General features: G+C 60.8%; 18 protein-coding genes. 6 read left to right on the plus strand and 12 right to left on the minus strand.

Translation table 11 applies throughout. The annotated features are described in order from the left end of the window. The first annotated feature begins 129 nt into the window (after window positions 1–129). From IHQ43_RS01325 to mgrA, 3 genes are all read left to right on the plus strand, one after another. A complete protein-coding gene (locus IHQ43_RS01325) occupies window positions 130–2,355 on the plus strand; it encodes a TonB-dependent receptor (RefSeq protein WP_192563114.1) in 2,226 nt (741 codons plus the stop codon). A 1-nt stretch (window position 2,356) separates the two neighbouring features. Beyond that, window positions 2,357–3,676, plus strand: coding sequence for an LLM class flavin-dependent oxidoreductase (locus tag IHQ43_RS01330; RefSeq protein WP_192563115.1), 1,320 nt, complete (start codon window positions 2,357–2,359; stop codon window positions 3,674–3,676). Between the two features lie 110 nt (window positions 3,677–3,786). Further along, complete coding sequence (mgrA, locus tag IHQ43_RS01335) at window positions 3,787–4,824, plus strand: L-glyceraldehyde 3-phosphate reductase (RefSeq protein WP_008087334.1); 1,038 nt, start codon at window positions 3,787–3,789, stop codon at window positions 4,822–4,824. A 160-nt stretch (window positions 4,825–4,984) separates the two neighbouring features. Here the strand turns inward: mgrA and tauD are convergent, their stop codons facing one another. From tauD to IHQ43_RS01375, 8 genes are all read right to left on the minus strand, one after another. Next, a complete protein-coding gene (tauD, locus tag IHQ43_RS01340) occupies window positions 4,985–5,827 on the minus strand; it encodes a taurine dioxygenase (protein WP_192563116.1) in 843 nt (280 codons plus the stop codon). 57 nt (window positions 5,828–5,884) lie between these two features. Continuing rightward, window positions 5,885–6,724: a taurine ABC transporter permease TauC gene (tauC, locus tag IHQ43_RS01345; RefSeq protein ID WP_192563117.1), complete on the minus strand. Its 840-nt coding sequence runs from the start codon at window positions 6,722–6,724 to the stop codon at window positions 5,885–5,887. Further along, window positions 6,721–7,515: a taurine ABC transporter ATP-binding subunit gene (gene tauB / locus IHQ43_RS01350; RefSeq protein WP_011331959.1), complete on the minus strand. Its 795-nt coding sequence runs from the start codon at window positions 7,513–7,515 to the stop codon at window positions 6,721–6,723. Before tauB ends, tauC begins: the two co-directional genes overlap by 4 nt. A gap of 16 nt (window positions 7,516–7,531) precedes the next feature. Continuing rightward, the gene (gene tauA, locus IHQ43_RS01355) at window positions 7,532–8,509 is read right to left on the minus strand and encodes a taurine ABC transporter substrate-binding protein (protein WP_192563118.1); all 978 of its coding nucleotides are present in this window, start codon (window positions 8,507–8,509) and stop codon (window positions 7,532–7,534) included. Between the two features lie 180 nt (window positions 8,510–8,689). Further along, window positions 8,690–10,059 (minus strand): IS3 family transposase gene (locus tag IHQ43_RS01360; RefSeq protein WP_192563119.1). Its coding sequence is split into 2 segments (ribosomal slippage): window positions 8,690–9,588 and window positions 9,588–10,059, totalling 1,371 coding nucleotides; the frame shifts between segments, so codons are not numbered across the junction. 277 nt (window positions 10,060–10,336) lie between these two features. Then, window positions 10,337–11,920 carry a glutamate--cysteine ligase gene (gene gshA / locus IHQ43_RS01365; protein WP_192563120.1) on the minus strand — a complete coding sequence of 528 codons (1,584 nt, stop codon included), beginning with the start codon at window positions 11,918–11,920 and terminating at the stop codon, window positions 10,337–10,339. 318 nt (window positions 11,921–12,238) lie between these two features. Continuing rightward, window positions 12,239–12,622: a PaaI family thioesterase gene (locus IHQ43_RS01370; protein WP_085712709.1), complete on the minus strand. Its 384-nt coding sequence runs from the start codon at window positions 12,620–12,622 to the stop codon at window positions 12,239–12,241. Next, window positions 12,622–14,946: a Tex family protein gene (locus IHQ43_RS01375; RefSeq protein WP_192563121.1), complete on the minus strand. Its 2,325-nt coding sequence runs from the start codon at window positions 14,944–14,946 to the stop codon at window positions 12,622–12,624. Before IHQ43_RS01375 ends, IHQ43_RS01370 begins: the two co-directional genes overlap by 1 nt. A gap of 360 nt (window positions 14,947–15,306) precedes the next feature. On the opposite strand from IHQ43_RS01375, the gene ompR reads away from it, so the two are divergent. Together ompR and IHQ43_RS01385 are read left to right on the plus strand one after the other, a co-directional pair. After that, window positions 15,307–16,047: an osmolarity response regulator transcription factor OmpR gene (ompR, locus tag IHQ43_RS01380; protein ID WP_192563122.1), complete on the plus strand. Its 741-nt coding sequence runs from the start codon at window positions 15,307–15,309 to the stop codon at window positions 16,045–16,047. Between the two features lie 114 nt (window positions 16,048–16,161). Further along, entirely contained in the window at window positions 16,162–17,475 is a 1,314-nt protein-coding gene (locus IHQ43_RS01385) for an ATP-binding protein (RefSeq protein ID WP_192563123.1), read from the plus strand. A 35-nt stretch (window positions 17,476–17,510) separates the two neighbouring features. Here the strand turns inward: IHQ43_RS01385 and rimK are convergent, their stop codons facing one another. Genes rimK through rimA form a run of 3 tightly spaced genes read right to left on the minus strand, consistent with a single transcriptional unit; the run spans window position 17,511 to window position 19,688 of the window. Then, window positions 17,511–18,416: a 30S ribosomal protein S6--L-glutamate ligase gene (gene rimK, locus IHQ43_RS01390; protein ID WP_007949201.1), complete on the minus strand. Its 906-nt coding sequence runs from the start codon at window positions 18,414–18,416 to the stop codon at window positions 17,511–17,513. Continuing rightward, the gene (gene rimB / locus IHQ43_RS01395; RefSeq protein WP_482082710.1) at window positions 18,413–18,892 is read right to left on the minus strand and encodes a retropepsin-like aspartic endopeptidase RimB; all 480 of its coding nucleotides are present in this window, start codon (window positions 18,890–18,892) and stop codon (window positions 18,413–18,415) included. Before rimB ends, rimK begins: the two co-directional genes overlap by 4 nt. Window positions 18,893–18,908: 16 nt before the next feature. Further along, a complete protein-coding gene (gene rimA / locus IHQ43_RS01400; RefSeq protein WP_192563124.1) occupies window positions 18,909–19,688 on the minus strand; it encodes a S6 modification regulatory phosphodiesterase RimA in 780 nt (259 codons plus the stop codon). 116 nt (window positions 19,689–19,804) lie between these two features. Between rimA and IHQ43_RS01405 the strand changes: the two genes are divergently transcribed. Beyond that, a complete protein-coding gene (locus IHQ43_RS01405; RefSeq protein WP_192563125.1) occupies window positions 19,805–20,212 on the plus strand; it encodes an RNA-binding S4 domain-containing protein in 408 nt (135 codons plus the stop codon). A gap of 65 nt (window positions 20,213–20,277) precedes the next feature. On the opposite strand, the gene IHQ43_RS01410 is transcribed toward IHQ43_RS01405, so the two are convergent. Continuing rightward, complete coding sequence (locus IHQ43_RS01410; RefSeq protein WP_192563126.1) at window positions 20,278–21,078, minus strand: phosphatase PAP2 family protein; 801 nt, start codon at window positions 21,076–21,078, stop codon at window positions 20,278–20,280. Window positions 21,079–21,112 lie beyond the last annotated feature (34 nt).

Raw genomic sequence — 21,112 nt, forward strand, 5'->3', positions numbered from 1 at the left:
ATACTGGCGATGTTAGCGCTAACAAAGCGCGTTGTCTGCTACTCGCTCGAGCGAATGCCCAAGACACCGAGACAGGCGCTGTCGTCGCAGAACGGCAGCGGTTCAGGGCAACTTTTCGAGCGGGCAAACATGTACAACATTCCTGGGGCGACACACAAACTGGCGCAATCGATCCGCGCTGCGGGCTGGCTACTCACCGGGCTGGCCGCGCTGCCGCTGCCGGCCGCGTTCGCCGCCGACAGCACCGATCAGGAGCCGACACTCAAGTCCGTCACGGTCACCGCCACCCGCCGCGAAGAGTCGCTGCAAAAGGTGCCGGTGGCGGTGTCGGTGATCGACGGCGAGCAACTCGAGCGCGACAACCGCAACAGCGTGGTGAGCATCGTCCAGCAAGTGCCGTCGCTGAATTTCCGCACTGGCGCATCGAACAAGGACACCTCGTTGTTCGTGCGCGGCGTGGGGACGATTTCCACCTCGCCGGGTGTCGAACCGACCGTGGCCACGGTGATTGATGGCGTGGTTTATGCGCGCCCCGGCCAGTCCACTCTGGATCTGCTGGACCTGGAACGCGTCGAAGTCTTGCGCGGCCCGCAAGGCACGCTGTTCGGCAAGAACGCTTCGGCCGGCGTGCTGAACATCACCAGCAAGGCGCCGACCGCCGAGACCCACGGCTACATCGATCAGTCGTACTACAGCGGCAACGAAAGCCGCACCCGTTTCGGCATCGGCGGCAGCCTGATTCCGGACACGCTCAAGGGTTCGATCAGCACCTTGTTCGGCACTTACGATGGCAACGTCGACAACCAGCACAACGGTCAGGAGGTCAACGGTTACAACCATCGCGGCGTACGCGGCAAACTGGAATTCACCCCGAACGACGACGTCACCTTCACCCTGATCGCCGACTACATGCAGTCCCACGATGACGGCCCGAACGGCGTCGTGACCAAGTCGTTGACCCCGGCCTTCGCCAACGCGCTGAGCCCGGTCAGCGCCACCAGCCACAACCGCGACATCAACACCGACACCCGCTCCCACGTCGAGGACACCAACAAGGGCCTGTCCGGCCAACTCGACTGGCAACTGGGTGATTACACCCTGACGTCGATCACCGCGTGGCGCGGCTGGGACAACACCCAGTATCAGGACGGCGACCGCCTCGGCACGGTGACGGCGGCGTTCCCCGGCACGGCGGACAAGGGCGATCTGGCCTTCGACCAGTACTCGCAGGAACTGCGTCTGGCGTCGCCGAAAGGCGAGTTTCTCGAATATGTCGGCGGCCTGTTCTACATGCACGGCAAGGATGACGAGACTTATCAGCGCACGCTGACCACGACCACCAGCGTCAACCGTGGCGTCGCCGACTACAGCACCACCAGCGACAGCTATGCGGTGTTCGGCGAAAGCACGCTGAATTTCACCTCGGACTTGCGTGGCATCGCCGGCCTGCGCTACACCCACGATGATCTGGAATACGATCACCGTCGTGTCTCCACGTCTGCAACCACGGTCAGCGGCATTCAACCGGCCACCCGCAGCTCCGGTTCGGTGGACGAGGATGGGTGGTCCGGCCGGCTCGGTTTGCAGTACGACCTGAGCGATACCGTCACTACCTACCTGACCTACTCGCGCGGTTACAAAGGCCCGGCCTACAACGTGTTCTTCAACATGCAGCCGCGCGATACCGAAGCGCTGAAACCGGAAACCTCCAACACCTGGGAGGCGGGGATCAAGGCCTCTTCCTGGAACAATCGCCTGACCACCAACCTTGCGGTTTTCCACAGCGGCTACGAAAACTATCAGGCGAACTTTTTCGACACCGTCGCCGGGCAAGTCGTAACGCGCCTGATCAACGCCGGCAGCGTCAGCACCGAGGGCGTGGAACTTGATTTCGCCTTGCAGGCGACTCAGCAACTGAAGTTCTCCGGCGCACTGGCCTACACCCGCGCCCGCATCGACCAGTTCTCCTGCCCGGCGGGCGCGGCGGCGTCGTGCAACGTCAACGGCAAACCGCTGCCGTTCAGCCCGGACTGGAAAAGCTACGTGCGGGCCGACTACTTCATCCCGCTGGATAACGGCCTGGATATCGAACTCGGCACCGACTACAGCTGGCAGAGCGAAGTGCAGTACGACATCAGCCAGAACGCCGACACCAAACAGGGCGCCTACGGCCTCTGGAACGCCAGCGTCGCTCTGGCCGATTACACCAACGGCTGGCGCGTGGCATTGCTCGGCAAGAACCTCACCGACAAGTCGTATTCGCCGTTGCTCGCCAGCGGTGGTAATTACATCTACCGCGCCGTGCCCCGCGACGACGAGCGCTACTTTGGCGTGCAACTGCGCAAGGATTTCTGAGATGAGCAGACAGCTGAAACTCGGCGCGTTCCTCATGGCCACCGGGCACCACGTTGCCGCGTGGCGCCATCCGGACGTACCGGCCAATGCCGGGCTGGATTTCGCCCATTACAAACGCCTGGCGCAGATTGCCGAGGCGGCGAAGTTCGACACCCTGTTCGTCGCCGACAGCGTCGCCGCCCCGACCCAGGACATCGCCAGCCGCATGGCCCGTTCGGATCACTTCGAACCGCTGACCTTGCTCTCGGCGTTAAGCGCAGTGACCGAACACATCGGCCTGATCGCCACCGCCACCACCAGCTACAACGAGCCGTACCACGTGGCGCGTAAATTCGCGTCTCTCGATCACCTGTCCGGCGGGCGAGCGGGGTGGAATCTGGTGACCTCGGACAACGCCGCCGAAGCGCAGAATTTCGGCCGCGACGAACACATCGGCCATGCCGAACGCTACAGCCGCGCCCGGGAATTTCATCAGGTGGTCACCGGGCTCTGGGACAGTTGGCAAGACGACGCCTTCATTCGCGACAAGGCCAGCGGCGCGTATTACCACCCGGAAAAACTGCATGTGCTGAATCACGTCGGCGAGCACTTCCGGGTCAAAGGCCCGCTGAATGTCGCGCGTTCGCCACAGGGTCAGCCGGTGATCGTGCAGGCCGGCTCGTCGGAAACCGGGCGTGAACTGGCGGCGCAGACGGCCGAAGTGGTGTTCACCGCGCAGACCTCGCTGGCCAGCGCCCAGGCGTTTTACGCCGAGCTCAAGGGACGGTTGCCGAAGTACGGACGCAGTGCCGATTCGCTGAAAATCATGCCCGGCGTATTCGTCGTGGTCGGGCAGACGGAAGCCGAAGCGCAAGAAAAATGTGAAACGTTTCAGCAATTGGTCGAACCCGAGGTTGGCGTCGCCCTGCTTGGGCGTATGCTGGGCAACTTCGATCTGTCGAAGTACCCGCTGGACGGGCCGCTGCCGGAATTGCCGCTGACTGAAAGTGGCCAGCAGAGCCGGCAGAAGTTGCTGACGGAGCTGGCGGGGCGGGAAAACCTCACGCTGGCTGAGCTCGGTCGCAAGATTGCCGGTGGTCGCGGGCATTACAGTCTGGTTGGTACGCCTGAGCAGATTGCCGACCGCTTGCAAGAATGGTTCGAGCTAGGCGCGGCGGACGGTTTCAACGTGCTGGTGCCGCACCTGCCGGGCGGGCTTGAAGACTTCGCCAACGGCGTGGTCCCGGAACTGCAACGGCGCGGGCTGTTCAGAACGGAATACGAAGGGCGGACTTTACGCCAGAACCTTGGCCTTGCCCGCCCCGGCAACAGATTTGTGTAGCACCTTTCGCGAGCAAGCTCGCTCCCACATTTGGAACGCATTTCTTTGTGGGAGCGAGCTTGCTCGCGAAGCAGTCGACACCCATTTCAAGATAGACAAGAGAGGATTCGATGACTTACACCGCTGCCGAAAACCGCTATGACTCCATCCCTTACCGCCGCGTCGGACGCAGCGGTCTGGTGCTGCCGGCGCTGTCCCTGGGCCTGTGGCACAACTTCGGCGACAGCACGCCGATCGACACCCAGCGCTCGTTGCTGCGCACGGCGTTCGATCTGGGGATCAACCACTTCGACCTGGCCAACAATTACGGCCCGCCCTACGGCAGCGCCGAGATCAACTTTGGCCGTCTGCTGCGCGAAGACTTCAAGCAATACCGCGATGAGCTGATCATCTCCAGCAAGGCCGGCTGGGACATGTGGCCCGGCCCTTACGGGCAGGGCGGCGGCTCACGCAAATATGTGCTGGCCAGCCTCGACCAGAGCTTGCAACGCCTGGGCCTGGACTATGTGGATATCTTCTATTCGCACCGCTTCGACCCGGACACCCCGCTGGAAGAAACCGCCAGCGCCCTCGCCACGGCGGTGCAGCAGGGCAAGGCGCTGTACATCGGCATCTCGTCGTATTCCGGGGTGAAAACCCGCGAAATCGCCGCGTTGCTCAAAGAATGGAAAGTACCGCTGTTGATCCACCAGCCGGCGTACAACCTGCTCAACCGCTGGGTGGAAAAAGACCTGCTCGACACCACCGACGAACTCGGCACCGGCGTGATTGCGTTCACCCCGCTGGCGCAGGGTCTGCTGACCGACAAATACCTCAACGGCGTGCCGGCGGATGCGCGGGTCAATCGCCCGGGCGGTGGTTCGCTGCAGGCTTCGCATTTGTCCGAGGCCAACATCGCTCATGTACGGGCGTTGAATGAAATCGCCAAGCGTCGTGGGCAGAGTCTGGCGCAACTGGCGCTGGCGTGGACGCTGCGGGATCCGCGAGTGACTTCGGCACTGATCGGCGCGAGCCGGCCGGAGCAGATTATCGAAAACGTCGGGGCGTTGAAGAATCTGAGCTTCAGTGCGGAGGAGCTGGCGGAGATTGACCGGTTTGCTCAGGAGGGCGGGATCAATCTTTGGGAGAAGCCTTCGACGGCTGAATAACTGACTGGCGCCGAGTTATTCGGCGCCTGCTCTGACGCTTTCGCGGGCAAGCCCGCTCCCACAGGGGCCGAGTCGTACACAAAATCTGCGAACACAGCTGTATTTGTGGGAGCGGGCTTGCCCGCGAAGAGGCCGGCTCAAGCACTAAAGAAATCCGGGCCTATTTAAAGAACGGCACATCCCCCAACACCGTAGCCCGCTGCATCACCCGCCGCGCCGGCCGGTAATCATCCACCGCGTAATGCTGCGTCACGCGGTTGTCCCAGAATGCAATGTCATCCTTCTGCCAGCGCCAGCGAATGGTGAATTCCGGCCGCGTCGCATGCGCGAACAAGAACTTCAACACCGCTTCACTCTCGGTTTCCGACAGCTCATTGATCTTCGACGTGAATCCTTCGCTGACGAACAGCGAACGGCGCCCGCTCACCGGGTGCGTACGAATCACCGGGTGCGACAGCGGTGGATTCTTGTGCCGCGCCGCTTCCCACTGCGCCAGTGCTTCCGGCGTGTTGCCGTAGCGCTCCAGCGGAAACGAGCGGGTGAAATCGTGAGTCGCAGTCAGACCTTCGAGCAGCGCTTTCATCGGTGCCGACAGCGCCTCATACGCAGCAATCCCGCTGGCCCACAACGTATCGCCTCCAAATTCCGGCAGCAACTTGGCACTGAGCACCGCGCCCATGGCCGGGGTCGGCAGGAAGGTCACGTCGGTGTGCCAGATCGCGTTGTCGCGCACGTCGGTGACGGCGGTGTCGAGGATCAGCACTTCCGGTTGCTCCGGCACGTTCGGGTAGATCGGGTGAATATGCAGGTCGCCGAAATAGTGGGCGAAGCGTGCCTGCTGCGAAGGCTCGATCGGCTGATTGCGGAAGAACAGCACTTGGTACTTGAGCAACGCCTGCTCGATGGCGTCGCGCTGTTCCTGGTTCAGCGGCTGGCTGATGTCGACGCCGCTGATCTGTGCGCCGAGGGCCGAGCTTAACGGGGTGATATTCAGGCTGCTCATGGTGGTTCTCTTCAATTCCGGGGCCCCGAAACTGTCGGGGTAGTCAGTGCTGAAAAATCAGTGGGCCTGGCCGTGCCACGGCACCAGTTTGCGTTGCAGGGCGCGCAGGCCCATTTCCATGGCGAAGGCGATCAGGGCGATGACCAGAATCCCCAGCACCACCACATCGGTGACCAGGAATTGCGCGGCCGACTGCACCATGAAGCCCAGGCCGCTGGTGGCCGCGATCAATTCGGCGGCGACCAGGGTCGACCAGCCGACACCCAGACCAATGCGCACTCCAGTGAGAATGTCCGGCAGGGCGCTGGGCAAAATCACGTGGCGAATCAGTTGTGCGCGAGTCGCGCCGAGCGACTGTGCGGCGCGCAATTTGGCCGGGTCGACGGTACGCACGCCGGTGGCGGTAGCAATCGCGATCGGAGCGAAAATCGCCAGGTAGATCAGCAGTACTTTCGACAGCTCGCCGATGCCGCACCAGATCACGATCAGCGGCAGATAAGCGAGGGGCGGAATCGGACGGTAGAACTCGATCAGCGGATCGAGCACGCCACGGGCGATGCGGTTGGCGCCGATGGCAATGCCCACCGGCACCGCGGTCAAAATCGCAAAACCCAGGCCGAGGCCGATGCGACTGAGGCTCGCGCCCAGGTGCTGCCACAAGGTCGAATCCATGTAGCCCGTGGTCGCCAGCAACCAGCCTTTTTGCAGTACAGCGGAAGGTGGCGGCAGGAACAGCGGTTCGATCAGGCCGGTGGCCGTGACGGCCCACCAGATCACCAGCAACGCGAACAAGGTCAGCAGGCTGATCCAGCGAGTGCTGAGACTACGGCGTACGGGAATCACCACCGACGCGGTGGCGGGTTTCACAGCGGTGGCGGAAACGTCGTAACTGCTCATGCGCGCTCCTGCCGCTGAACGGCGCTGCGTTGCGAAAACACTTTGGCCAGCACGTGTTCGCGGGTTTCGATGAAGCGCGGATCGGACTTGATCGCCCGCGCCGATTCGCCGGCGGCGTAGCGCTGGCCGAAGTCGAGGTGCAGACGCTCGACGATCTGCCCCGGATTCGGCGCCAGCAGGATCAGGTCGGTGGCGAGGAACACCGCTTCTTCAATGTCGTGGGTAATCAGGAACACCGGTTTGGCGGTGCGTTGCCAGACTTGCAGCAACAGCTCCTGCATCTGTTCGCGGGTGAAGGCGTCGAGGGCGCCGAAGGGCTCGTCCATCAGCAAAACACGGGGGTCTGCCGCGAGGGCGCGGGCCAGGCCAACACGTTGCTTCTGGCCGCCGGAAAGCTGCCAGATACGACGGTGTTCAAAACCGGAAAGGTCGACCAGTGCGAGCATTTCCCGAGCGCGCTGTTCGCGTTTGTCCTTGGCCACACCGGCCAGTTCAAGGCCGAAGGCAACGTTGGCCAGCACGTCTTGCCAGGGCAACAGGGCATCGTCCTGGAACACCACGCCGCGCTCGGCGCTCGGACCTTTGACCGGCACGTTGTCGAGGGTGATGCGGCCGGCGCTCGGTTCGACGAAACCGGCAATCAGGTTCAACAGCGAAGTCTTGCCACTGCCGGACGGGCCGAGGGCCACCAGCAATTGCTGAGGGCCGAGGGTCAGGGAAATGTCGGACAGTACCGGTTCCGGGCTGCCGGGATACTGTGCGCTGATGCGCTCCAGCTGTAGCAAGGCCATCGCAGTTAACTCCCGATCAGTTGGTGATGTACTTGGCGCTGACGTACGGCGCGTAGTCCGGCAGTACCGCTTCGACCTTGCCTTGCTCCTTGAGGAACGCAGCGGTGTCGGTGATGGCCTTGGTGGTCGGCGCGCCGAGGTCACTGACCTGATCCGCCGCCAGCGGGTAGACGTTGCCTTGCAGCAGCAATGGGATGTCGCTGGCCTTGGCACCGGAGAGTTTCACCAGTTTGTCGACATTGCTCTGATCGGCCAGCCAGGCTTTCGGATCCTTGCGGTAGTCGGCGTAGGCGTCGAGGGTGACCTTGGCGAATGCAGTAACGATTTCCGGGTGCTTCTCGGCGAAGTCCTTGCGCACGATCCAGGCGTCGAAGGTCGGTGCGCCGAACTTGGCCAGTTCACCGGAAGTGATCAGCACTTTGCCGTTTTCCTTGGCCACACCCAGCGCCGGATCCCAAACGTAAGTGGCGTCGATGTCACCGCGTTTCCACGCGGCAATGATCGCTGGCGGGGCAAGGTTGAGAACGGTGACTTTCGAAGGGTCGATGTTCCAGTGTTTCAGCGCGGCGAGGAGGCTGTAGTGCCCGGTGGACACGAACGGCACGGCGATTTTCTTGCCGATCAGATCCTGCGGGGTCTTGATGCCGGAGCCGTCGCGGGCGACCAGTGCTTCGGCGGCGCCGATCTGGGTGGCGATGAGGAAGGTTTCAACCGGGACTTTGCGGGTGATCGCGGCGGTCAGCGGGCTGGAACCGAGGTAGCCGATCTGCACGTCGCCGGAAGCGATGGCGGCAATGATGTCGGCACCGTTATCGAATTTGCGCCAGTTGATGTCGGCCTTGGTGGCTTTCTCGTAGGCGCCGTCGGCCTGGGCGACTTTCGCCGGGTCAACGGTGGTCTGGTAGGCGACGGTGAGGTCGGCGGCCTGAGCCAGGAAACTCGCGGCAGCCAGAGAGGCCACGGCCAGCAGGCGAAGCGGGAAATTCAGTTTCATTCAAGAGCTCCATATCAGGCGACCGAGCGTCGGCGTGAAAGGAGACTAAATGATCTAAGAATCTAAAAATAAATAACTTTTTAGAATGAGCTTATGAGCGGAAAAATCTAAGGGAGAGTACGTGATTTGATAGTTCCCACGCTCTGGACTGACCCCGAAAAATTGGACGATCGTAAAAATCTATACCTGAGCAGATTGAGTCCTGTATTCAACAGGGCTCAATCCGTTTAACTTCAGCCTGATGCGTCGGTGATTGTAGTAGTGGATGTAGTCCACCAGGCCAGCGTGAAGCTCGTCCAGACTACTGAATTTGTTCAGGTAAAAAAATTCGGATTTCAGCGTGCCAAAAAAGCTCTCCATCGCCGCATTGTCGTAGCAATTACCTTTGCGCGACATGCTAGGCGTGACCGAGCGCTCTTTGAGAAGTCGACCATAGATCGGCATCCGATATTGCCACCCTTGGTCGGAATGCAAAATTGGCTTCTCATGCGCCTGAAGACGATCAAATGCCTTTTTCAGCATCGCCCCGACCATGCTGAATAATGGTCGTCTGGCTATGTCGTAAGAAATGATTTCGCCGTTATACAGATCCAGGATGGGCGAGAGATAAAGTTTTTGCCCTCCCACCTTGAACTCTGTGACATCGGTTACCCACTTCTGATTTGGCTGTTGCGCTTCAAACTCGCGCTTCAGCAGATTAGGAGCAGCCTGGCCTGCTTCTCCTTTGTAAGCGCGATATTTTTTCACACGCACAAGGCTCTTGATCTGAAGCTCGGTCATCAGACGTTGAACCGTCTTGTGATTGACCCGGTGACCAGCATCTCGAACTGCCAAAGTGATGCGGCGATAGCCATATCGTCCTTTGTGCTCGTCGAAAATTGTGCGGATCCTGGTTTTCAGGTCCGCATACTTGTCGGCGGCCTGGAGCACCTTGTGCTGATAGTAAAACGTGCTGCGCGCCAGTCCGGCGGCTTTCAGCAAGTCCTCGAGAGGGTACTGCTGCCTTAGCTCGATTACGATTTGCGCTCTTTCTGCTGCGCTGCTCGCTTCTTCTGAACCAAGGCATCGAGCTTTTTTAAATAGTCATTTTCCAACCGAAGCTGATTTAGCTCCGCGATCAGCTCATCCCGAGTACGGGAATCATCATCGGGTGGCTGGGGTTGAGAAGGTAAGGTCGGTTTCGGCATCTTTTTCTGAGATCCAGGTCGGTTGGGCTGCCGAGACAAGGCATTTTTACCGGCCCCATAATAGCGGCGCTCCCAGTCACCAATGATGTTGAATTTTCGGATATCAAACAATGCCGCCACTTGGCGGTAGGAAAGTTGCTCTTCGCGCATGCGTTTCAAGACAGATAGTCTGAATTCAGCGCTGTAGTGCTGCACTTTTTTTGCTTCTAAAGCGGCCGCGCCATGGATCTGATAGGCCGCGACCCACTGGCGCAATGAAGAAAAATCTACATCGTGCCGCCCCGCAACATCTCTAAGACCGGTTTTACCAGAGCAGTAGTCCTGCACCGCCAACAGCTTCACTTGAACTGTGTACTTCGCCATAAAACACCCCATCGGTTGTGTCCAACCTTTGGGGTGCAGTCCACTCTGCGTGGGAATTCAGCTTGTGACGCTCCGCGTCACTGGGACGCAGAGCGTCCCTTGAGGCATTCCCACGCGGAGCGTGGGAACGATCATCAAAAATCTAAGGGAGAGTACGTGATCGTTCCCACGCTCCGCGTGGTAACGCCTCAATGGACGCTCCGCGTCCAAGTGACGCAGAGCGTCACGATCTGCATTCCCACGCAGAGCGTGGGAACGATCACGGACTGGTAGGCGATCAGTTACTGATCGCCAAAATACTCGCCTGATACGACCCGACAAACACGTCGAAATCGCCCACCTCGTTCTGCTCCAGCTCAGCCTGTTGCGCCAACGACGAGTGCGCCAGTTCTTCAAACTTCGCCTGTTCCTCAGCCGCCAAAGGCTCGCTGCGGAAGAATTCGGCGTGGGCCTGGCTCTGGCGCAGGGAAAATTGCGCGAAGCTTTCCTTGTGCGTGGCCATCGCCGCCAGCACCTGGGCCGAAGGCGTCAGGGACGAATCCTTGACCTTGGCCAGTTGCGCATCGAGTGCCTTGCTGTGGGCATCGCCGCCGTGGCTTTGATCCAGCAGTGCCGCCAGCGGAGCGATTTTTTCCAGCAGTTCGGCCGCCCACTCCTTCAGCTCGACCGGTTGACCGTCGCGCTGCAATTGCAGGCCTGGACGCCGGCCTTCCTTGACCACGCTGAGGAAGTTGGAGGTGGCGTTGCCGCAGGAATTGTTGGTCAGCAGCGGGCTTTCGTTCAGCGCGCAGTACAGCAGGAACGCGTCGAGGAAACGCGACTCGGTGAGGTCGATGCCCATCGGCAGGAACGGGTTGATGTCCAGGCAGCGCACTTCGACGTACTGGATGCCACGGGCCATCAAGGCCTGGATCGGCCGCTCGCCGGTGTAGGTCACGCGTTTCGGGCGGATGTTCGAGTAGTACTCGTTTTCGATCTGCAAGATGTTGGTGTTCAGTTGCACCCACTCGCCATCCTGGTGCGTGCCGACTTCGACGTACGGCGCGTACGGCGTGGCGACCGCTTTGCGCAGGCTGTCGGTGTAGCTCGCCAGGTCGTTGTAGCAAGGGGTCAGGCCGGCCTGGGCGTTGCTCTGGTAACCGAGGTCACTCATGCGCAGGCTGGTGGCGTAGGGCAGGTACAGGGTGTCCGGATCCAGCTGTTCCAGCTGGTGCGCACGACCGCGCAGGAAACCCGCGTCAAGCGCCGGCGAAGCACCGAACAGGTACATCAGCAGCCAGCTGTAGCGGCGGAAGTTACGGATCAGCGCGATATAGGACGACGACTGGAAATCCCGGTCGGTGCCGACGAAGCCCTCGGCTTCCTTGAGCAGCGGCCAGAGTTTTTCCGGCAGGGAGAAGTTGTAGTGAATCCCGGCGATGCACTGCATGGTCTTGCCGTAACGCAGGGCCAGGCCCTTGCGGTAGACGTACTTGAGCTGACCGATGTTGGAGGTGCCGTAATAGGCGATCGGGATATCTTCCTCGGCCGGCAACGGGCACGGCATCGATGGACTCCACAGATACTCGTTGCCGAGCTTGCTGTAGGCAAAGCGATGAATCTTGTCCAGGCTGGCGAGGGTATCGGCAGGGTCTGGCAGGGCAGGCGTGATGAACTCCAGCAACGACTCGGAATAGTCGGTGGTGATCTGTTCGTTGGTCAGCGCGGAACCCAGGGCTTCAGGGTGCGGCGTTTGGGCCAGGCGGCCTTCGCCGGTCACGCGCAGGCATTCACGTTCGATACCGTGAAGGCACTGCTCAAGCAGAGAGAGGTTAGCGCGCTCGCCGAGCAGAGCCAGGCGGCGGTTGAGAAGTTCGCTCAATTTGGATTCCTTCACGCGTCAGTCGCCCCAATATGGGGGTGGGCAGGACGGTCTACAAGGGTGAAGTTGAAACTGGCGTTTTCGCCTGGTTTTTCGGGCTCTGAAGCCCCCCGTTGAAACGCCAACTTCATTCCCTGAATCTGGCCGATGCACGCGAAGAAAATGAGATCCCTGTGGGAGCGGGCTTGCCCGCGAAAGCGGTGTGTCAGACAAGTTGATACTGGCTGATACGCCCCATTCGCGGGCAAGCCCGCTCCCACAGGAAACTCCGACGCTGCGATCACAGCGCCGAAATTAACTCAAAATGATGAACAACATCTACAGGACAGCGAACGTGCCTTGCGCTTTTGCGACCAGTTTGTCGCCCTGCATCACGTCGGCTTCGACCACCAGCGTGCGCCGGCCCGGGTGGATCACCCGGGCCGTGCACATCACCTCGCCTTCAGAGACGGCGCGGATGTAGTTGATCTTGCACTCGATGGTCGCGCTCTGCTGGTCAAAGCCGTGGGTGCTGGAACAGGCCAGCCCCATGGCGATATCGACCAGACTGAACAGCGCGCCACCGTGCAGCTTGCCGCCGCGGTTGCGCAGTTCGGGTTCCAGCACCAGGGCGACTTGCGCCACCCCGGTTTCCAGGCTGTGCAGGCGGCAGCCCAACAGCTTGAAAAACGCGCTCTCGACGAGCCCGGCCGGAATTTCCATCAGCGTTTCTTCAACTGCTTGGCGTTGGCAAACAGCGACGCCATCGCGTTATTGGCTGGAGCCGCCGGAGTGCTTTCCTTGCGCGGCGCCGAAACCTGCGACTGGCGTGGCGCCGAGCCCGGACGCGCGCCACGGGCACCGTCGATCTTCTCGCCCGGGGTGTCGCTCATGCGCATCGACAGGCCGACGCGTTTGCGCGGGATGTCGACTTCCATGACCTTCACTTTCACCACGTCACCGGCCTTCACCGCTTCGCGCGGATCCTTGATGAATTTCTCCGACAGCGCCGAAATGTGCACCAGACCGTCCTGATGCACGCCGATGTCGACGAACGCGCCGAACGCAGTCACGTTAGTCACCACACCTTCGAGGATCATCCCCAGTTGCAGGTCCTTCAGGTCCTCGACGCCTTCCTGGAACTCGGCGGTCTTGAACTCCGGACGCGGGTCGCGACCCGGTTTTTCCAGTTCCTGGAGGATGTCGGTGACGGTGGGCAGACCGAAGGTCTCGTCGGTGAATTTCTTCGGATCCAGGCGCTTGAGGAACCCGGCGTCGCCGATCAGCGAGCGGATGTCGCGGTCGGTTTCAGCGGCGATGCGCTGCACCAGCGGATAGGCTTCCGGGTGAACGGCCGAGGAATCCAGCGGGTTGTCGCCGTTCATCACGCGCAGGAAGCCGGCGGCCTGTTCGAAGGTTTTCTCGCCCAGACGCGCGACTTTCTTCAACGCAGCGCGGGTTTTGAATGCGCCGTGCTCGTCACGGTGAGTCACGATGTTCTGCGCCAGGGTCGCGTTGAGGCCGGAGATCCGCGCCAGCAGCGCCACGGAGGCGGTGTTCACGTCCACGCCCACGGCGTTCACGCAGTCCTCGACCACGGCGTCCAGGCCGCGCGCCAGTTTCAACTGCGACACGTCGTGTTGGTACTGGCCGACACCGATGGATTTCGGGTCGATTTTCACCAGCTCGGCCAGTGGATCCTGCAAGCGACGGGCGATGGACACGGCGCCACGGATCGACACGTCCAGATCCGGGAATTCCTTGGCTGCCAGCTCCGATGCCGAATACACCGATGCGCCGGCTTCGGAAACCATGACCTTGGTCATTTTCATCGCTGGGTATTTTTTGATCAGCTCGATGGCCAGTTTGTCGGTTTCACGGCTGGCGGTGCCGTTGCCGATGGCGATCAGGTCGACCGAGTGCTTGGCGCACAGGGCGGCCAGGATGGCGATGGTCTGGTCCCATTTGTTGTGCGGCACGTGCGGGTAGACCGTGGCGTGATCCAGCAGTTTGCCGGTGGAGTCGACCACCGCAACCTTGCAACCGGTACGCAGGCCCGGGTCGAGGCCCAGGGTGGCGCGCGGGCCGGCCGGGGCGGCCAGCAGCAGGTCGTGCAGGTTGTGGGCGAACACATTGATCGCTTCGGTTTCGGCGCCGTCGCGCAACTCGCCGAGCAGGTCGGTTTCCAGGTGGGTGTAGAGCTTGACCTTCCACGTCCAGCGCACCACTTCACCCAGCCATTTGTCGGCCGGACGGTTCTGGTTCTGGATGCCGACGTGCTGGCCGATCATGCCTTCGCACGGATGCAGGGTGCCCGGCAGCTCTTCGCCGACTTTCAGCGCGGAGCTGAGGATGCCTTCGTTGCGGCCACGGAAAATCGCCAGCGCGCGGTGTGACGGCATGCTTTTCAGCGGTTCGTCGTGTTCGAAGTAGTCGCGGAACTTGGCGCCTTCCTCTTCCTTGCCGGCGATCACGCGGGCACTGAGGGTGGCTTCCTGCTTCAGGTAGGTGCGCAGTTTTTCCAGCAGGTTGGCGTCTTCGGCGAAGCGCTCCATGAGGATGTACTTGGCGCCTTCCAGCGCTGCCTTGGCGTCGGCCACGCCTTTTTCGGCGTCGACGAAGCGCGCGGCTTCGGCTTCCGGGGCCAGTGACGGGTCGTTGAACAGACCGTCGGCCAGTTCGCCGAGGCCGGCTTCCAGGGCGATCTGGCCCTTGGTGCGGCGCTTCTGCTTGTATGGCAGGTACAAGTCTTCGAGGCGGGTCTTGGTGTCGGCGAGTTTGATTTCGCGTTCCAGCTCAGGGGTGAGTTTGCCCTGCTCCTGAATGCTGGAAAGAATGCTGATGCGCCGTTCGTCGAGTTCTCGCAGGTAGCGCAGACGCTCTTCCAGATGACGCAGCTGGGTGTCATCGAGGCTGCCGGTCACTTCTTTCCGGTAACGGGCGATGAAGGGAACGGTAGAGCCTTCATCGAGTAGCGCGACGGCCGCTTCGACCTGTTGTGGGCGTACGCCGAGTTCCTCGGCGATGCGGCTGTTGATGCTGTCCATAAAACCACCTGACAAATTGTGAAAGCAGGCTCGCAGGCACGTAAATGAAGGCCCGGAGTCTGGTGGGGCGGCTTGATGCTGGCCGCTGCCTGGGTCAAAAGGCATCCCGTTGACCCGTGAAATCGAACAATTACTGCGGCGCCCATGAAAATAAAGGACGGCCACCTGCGGTAACGATTCAGACGTTGCCTGACACAAAAGGCCGCGCATTATAACCAGCGTTCTGTCATTCGGGGGCGACGCAGTCTGTAGGCACAAGCCCCGGTTTTCTGGCAGTGAAGGAAAAATCTGCTAACAATGCACACGGTGCGTATAACGGCAGCTACGCCATAATGCGCGCCGAGCTAAAAGGAGCATCCAATGAGCAGCACTGCACAAACTGCTGAAGGCGAAAAAATTCTCATCGTTGACGACGATCCGGGGCTGAGCAGCCTGCTGGAACGCTTTTTCGTCAGCAAGGGCTACCGCGCCCGCGCCGTACCGAATACCGAGCAGATGGACCGTCTGCTGTCGCGTGAAGTGTTCAACCTGGTCGTCCTCGACCTGATGCTGCCGGGCGAAGACGGCCTGACCGCTTGCCGCCGCCTGCGTGGCGCGAACAATCAGATTCCGATCATCATGCTCACCGCCAAGGGCGACGAGCTGAGCCGTATCAAGGGCCTGGAACTGGGCGCCGACGATTACCTGGCCAAGCCGTTCAACCCGGACGAGCTGATGGCTCGCGTCAAGGCCGTGCTGCGCCGTCAGGCCGCACCGGTGCCGGGCGCGCCGGGCAGTGAAGAAGAAAACGTCACGTTCGGCGACTACGTGCTGTCCCTGGCTACCCGCGAACTCAAGCGCGGCGAAGAAGTGCACATGCTCACCACCGGTGAGTTTGCGGTACTCAAGGCTCTGGTGATGAACGCCCGTCAGCCGCTGACCCGCGACAAGCTGATGAACCTGGCCCGTGGCCGTGAGTGGGATGCCCTGGAGCGTTCCATCGACGTGCAGATTTCCCGTCTGCGCCGGATGATCGAACCTGACCCGTCCAAGCCGCGCTACATCCAGACTGTCTGGGGTGTCGGCTACGTGTTTGTGCCGGATGGCAACTCCACCAAGTGATGGGTGATTTGTAGGAGCGAGTCTGCGCGAAACGGTCGGAAACGCCGTCTGCGCAGACTCGCAATCCGCAATATGCGAGCATTGCTCGCTCCTGCAAGTGTGTAGCGGTTATCCATGAAAACCCCCGTCTGGTTTCCCCAAAGTTTCTTCTCCCGCACCCTTTGGCTGGTGCTCATCGTCGTATTGTTTTCCAAGGCATTGACCCTGGTTTATCTGTTGATGAACGAGGACGTGCTGGTGGACCGCCAATACAGCCACGGCGTCGCCCTGACGCTGCGCGCCTATTGGGCCGCCGACGAAGAGAACCGCGCGAAAATCGCCGATGCCGCGACCCTGATCCGGGTGGTCGGTGCCGGTGTGCCGGAAGGCGAGCAGCACTGGCCGTACAGTGAAATCTATCAGCGACAGATGCAGGCGGAGCTGGGGGCCGACACTGAAGTGCGCTTGCGCATGCACTCGCCGCCAGCCCTGTGGGTTCGCGCGCCGAGTCTTGGTGACGGCTGGCTGAAAGTGCCGCTGTATCCACACCCGTTGCGTGGCCAGAAAATCTGGAACGTACTCGGCTGGTTCCTGGCGATCGGGTTGTTGTCCACGGCGTCTGCGTGGATTTTCGTCAGTCAGCTCAACCAGCCATTGAAGCGTCTGGTCTTCGCCGCCCGGCAACTCGGTCAGGGCCGCAGCGTACGCTTGCCGATCAGCGACACTCCCAGCGAGATGGCCGAGGTCTATCGTGCCTTCAACCAGATGGCCGAAGATGTCGAGCAGGCCGGTCGCGAACGTGAGCTGATGCTGGCCGGGGTGTCCCATGACCTGCGTACGCCGCTGACGCGCTTGCGCCTGTCGCTGGAATTGATGGGGGACCGCACGGATCTGACCAACGATATGGTGCGCGATATCGAAGACATGGATGCGATTCTCGACCAGTTCCTCGCGTTCATTCGCGATGGTCGGGACGAGTCGGTGGAGGAGGTGGATCTCAGTGATCTGGTGCGTGAAGTCGCGACGCCGTACAACCAGAGTGAAGAGAAAGTGCGTCTGCGCCTGGAGCCGATCCAGCCGTTCCCGTTGCGTCGGGTGTCGATGAAGCGTTTGCTGAACAACCTGATTGGCAACGCATTGAATCATGCCGGCGGCAGCGTGGACGTCGCGGCCTATGTGTCTGGCGACACCAGTGCACCGTACGTGGTGCTGAGCGTGATGGACCGTGGGGCGGGGATCGCCCCATCGGAGCTGGAGGCGATTTTCAACCCGTTCACCCGAGGGGATCGGGCGCGGGGCGGGAAGGGTACCGGGCTGGGTCTGGCGATCGTGAAGCGGATCGCTTCGATGCACGGCGGCAATGTTGAACTGCGCAATCGCTCCGGTGGCGGGCTGGAGGCGCGGGTTCGGTTGCCGTTGGGGCTGATGCTGCCGCGGGACGCGGTTTGATTTTCAGGCGGCCTTGCGGCCGCCTGATTCAAGGTTCAACCCTTGCCCTTGGTGCGGGTCATGTTCGGCCCGCCATTCTTCTCAAGGTGTTCGATGATGATTCCCGCCACGTTCTTGCCCGTGGTGGTTTCGATCCCTTCCAGACCCGGTGACGAGTTCACCTCCATCACCAGCGGCCCGTGGTTGGAGCGCAGGATATCCACACCCGCTACCGCCAGCCCCATGACCTTGGCTGCACGCAGCGCGGTCATGCGTTCTTCTGGCGTGATCTTGATCAGGCTGGCGCTGCCGCCCCGGTGCAGGTTGGAGCGGAACTCGCCGGGTTTGGCCTGACGTTTCATCGCCGCGATCACCTTGTCGCCGACCACGAAACAGCGGATGTCCGCGCCGCCGGCCTCCTTGATGTATTCCTGCACCATGATGTTCTGCTTCAGGCCCATGAACGCCTCGATCACCGACTCCGCCGCCGTCGCGGTTTCGCACAGCACCACGCCGATGCCCTGGGTGCCTTCCAGCACCTTGATCACCAGCGGCGCGCCGTTGACCATGTCGATCAGATCGGGAATGTCGTCCGGCGAGTGGGCGAAACCGGTCACCGGCAAACCGATGCCCCGGCGTGACAAAAGCTGCAACGAACGCAGCTTGTCCCGCGAACGGGCGATGGCTACCGATTCGTTGAGCGGAAACACCCCCATCATTTCGAACTGACGCAACACCGCGCAGCCATAAAACGTCACCGACGCGCCGATTCGCGGGATCACCGCATCGAAACCCTCCAGCGGCTTGCCGCGGTAATGGATCTGCGGCTTGTGGCTGGCAATGTTCATATAGGCGCGCAAGGTGTCGATCACCACCATTTCATGCCCGCGCTCGGTTCCGGCTTCGACCAGACGGCGGGTGGAATACAGACGCGGGTTCCGCGACAGCACAGCGATCTTCATGCAACACCTGTGGAGGAGGTAGATACCGGGAACACCGGCTTGTCTTGTACATATTTGATGCCCGGATTGACCACCAGCTGGCCGTCGATCAGGGCTTTGGAACCGAGCAACAGGCGATAGCGCATGGACTTGCGGCAGGCCAGGGTGAACTCGATCGGCCAGACCCGATCACCCAAGGCCAGGGTGGTGGTGATCACGTAGCGCACCTGGGCCTGGCCATTCGAACTCTTGATGGTTTTGCGGGCAACCAGCGGTGCTTCGCAGCGTCGATGGCGCAACTGCACGACGGTGCCCAGGTGCGCGGTGAAGCGCACCCACTTCTCGCCGTCGCGTTCGAACGGCTCGATGTCGGTGGCATGCAGGCTCGAGGTACTGGCGCCAGTGTCGATTTTTGCCCGAAGGCCGGCGACTCCCAGATCCGGAAGCGCCACCCACTCGCGCAGACCGATAACGGTCAAATGGTCAAATGTCTTCAATGGAAAAAACCAACAATTAACGCGTCCACGCTTCAGGGGACACCTGGGCCAACGCTTTGAATGCGGGTTTGGCGAACCAGTAACCCTGCATCAGAAATATTCCGCAGTCCGCCAGGAAATCACGTTCACCAGCGCTCTCTATGCCTTCGGCGATGACTGTAACGTTCAACTCCGCACAGATTGTGACAATCCCCCGAACGATAGCCTGACGAACACGGTCACGATCGATATCGCGTATCAGCGCCATGTCGAGTTTGATCAGGTCCGGTTGGAAATCGGCCAGCAGATTGAGCCCCGAATAGCCGGCACCGAAATCGTCGATGGCCGTCTTGAAGCCGAATTCGCGGTATTCACGCAGAATATTGGTCAAATGGCGATAGTTATCTACGTGCTCGCTTTCCAGCGTTTCGAAAATCAGCCGGTCGATCGGGAAATTGTGTTTCCTGGCGGCCTCCAGGGTGCTGCGAATGCATAACTCTGGACGATAGACGGCGTTGGGCATGAAGTTGATCGACAAGTGTGTCTGCATATTAAGCTCGGCCGCGCCTTCGATGGCGCGAGTCCGGCAGAGCTGGTCGAAACGGTAGCGGTTATCTTCTGTAACCAGATCCAACACCGTTAATGCACCTTCACCGGCCGTACCACGGACCAATGCCTCGTAGGCGTAAACCGACTCGTCACGCAGGTCCACGATGGGCTGGTACGCGAAGGAAAAATCGAAGCCCAGCGGCTCGCTTTGCTGGCAGCCCTGGCACCCGGATTTGGGCGAGGTCAATGAAGACGGAAATTTGGTCACTCGATCACTCCATGCCGCTGAACCGGCGAAGATCACAGTTTATCTGGAGGGCCGGGTTCTTGCGCCCGACAGAATCGGTAGTACAGTTCCGACTACTGGCTGAACGAGGAATTCATATGGCACAAAAAAGCGAAGAAGACGACAAGGTCCGTCTCGACAAGTGGCTGTGGGCCGCGCGGTTTTTCAAGACTCGCGCCTTGGCCAAGGCTGCCATCGAGAGTGGCAAAGTGCATTGTCGGGGAGAGCGCTGCAAGCCTGGAAAAGAGCCGCGCATTGGCGATGAATTCGAGATTCGCGCCGGCTTCGACGAGAAGACCGTTGTGGTTCAGGCCTTGTCGATCGTGCGTCGCGGCGCACCTGAGGCGCAGACACTGTATGCCGAGACCGAGGCGAGTATTGCCAAACGTGAAGCGGCTGCGGCGATGCGCAAGGCGGGCGCTCTGGGCGTGACCACCGATGGCAAACCGAGCAAGAAGCAGCGTCGGGATCTGTTCAAATTTCGTGGGAACAGTAGCGTCGAATAAAAAACGCAGCCTGCCGGCCTGGGTTCAAGACCCGCCGGAGGCTGCTTTATTACATCAGTCGTTGATTACCGCGCGGACACTACGCTCATCCGCGAAACCACCGGCAGCTTGCCCATTAACCGGAAAACCGGCGCCGTGAGCTTCAGCCAGAAGTTTGCCGCGTGATAAGCAAACGGCGTGTAGTAACCCCAACCCAACGCCAACACCGCCAGCAGCATGCCGCCGATGTAGTCGTCCTGGCCCCAATGTGCACCAGCGACCAGACGCGGCAACATGAACAACAGTGCCAGGCCCCAGATCACCAGGAACTGGCCGACGGTGCGGCTGAACACGCCCATGAACAGCGCCCAGATCAGCAGCACCGAAGCGTGGTCACCGGGGAAGCTCTGGCTCGAGCGATCCTTCAGTTCCCAGGTCTTCTCCAGATGCGGGAAGTAATCGCTGATATGCACTGCGCCTTCGAGCACCATCGATGGACTGCTGTGCTGCCAGCCCATGTGATCGGCGAACTTGGAAAACAGCGTGCGGATCACCACCATCAGCAGCAGGATCGAGAAAAATCCGAAAAAGGCGCGACGCACGTCAATCGCCCTGAACACCCAGTCGCCCTTGATCAGCAGTATCAGCAGGATCAGGCCGACGACGATGTCGAACGGTCGCAGACTTGCAATTGCCCAGATGTGGAGCCATATGGGGTTGCTGGCCAACGGTGCGTTGAGTGAGCGGAACAGCCACTCGTCGAAAATCACACACAGCATCTGACCCGTAGGCCATAACCAGAAAGCCAGTAGTGCCAATGGCACGATGTTGCACAGAACCAGCCGGCCGAGGTTCCACCTTGATTGGAACAAACCCGGATTGTTCATAAAATGCCTCCCGTGGCTGAACATCGGCATCAAA

The organism is Pseudomonas gozinkensis (assembly GCF_014863585.1).
GTDB classification, from domain to species: domain Bacteria; phylum Pseudomonadota; class Gammaproteobacteria; order Pseudomonadales; family Pseudomonadaceae; genus Aquipseudomonas; species Aquipseudomonas gozinkensis.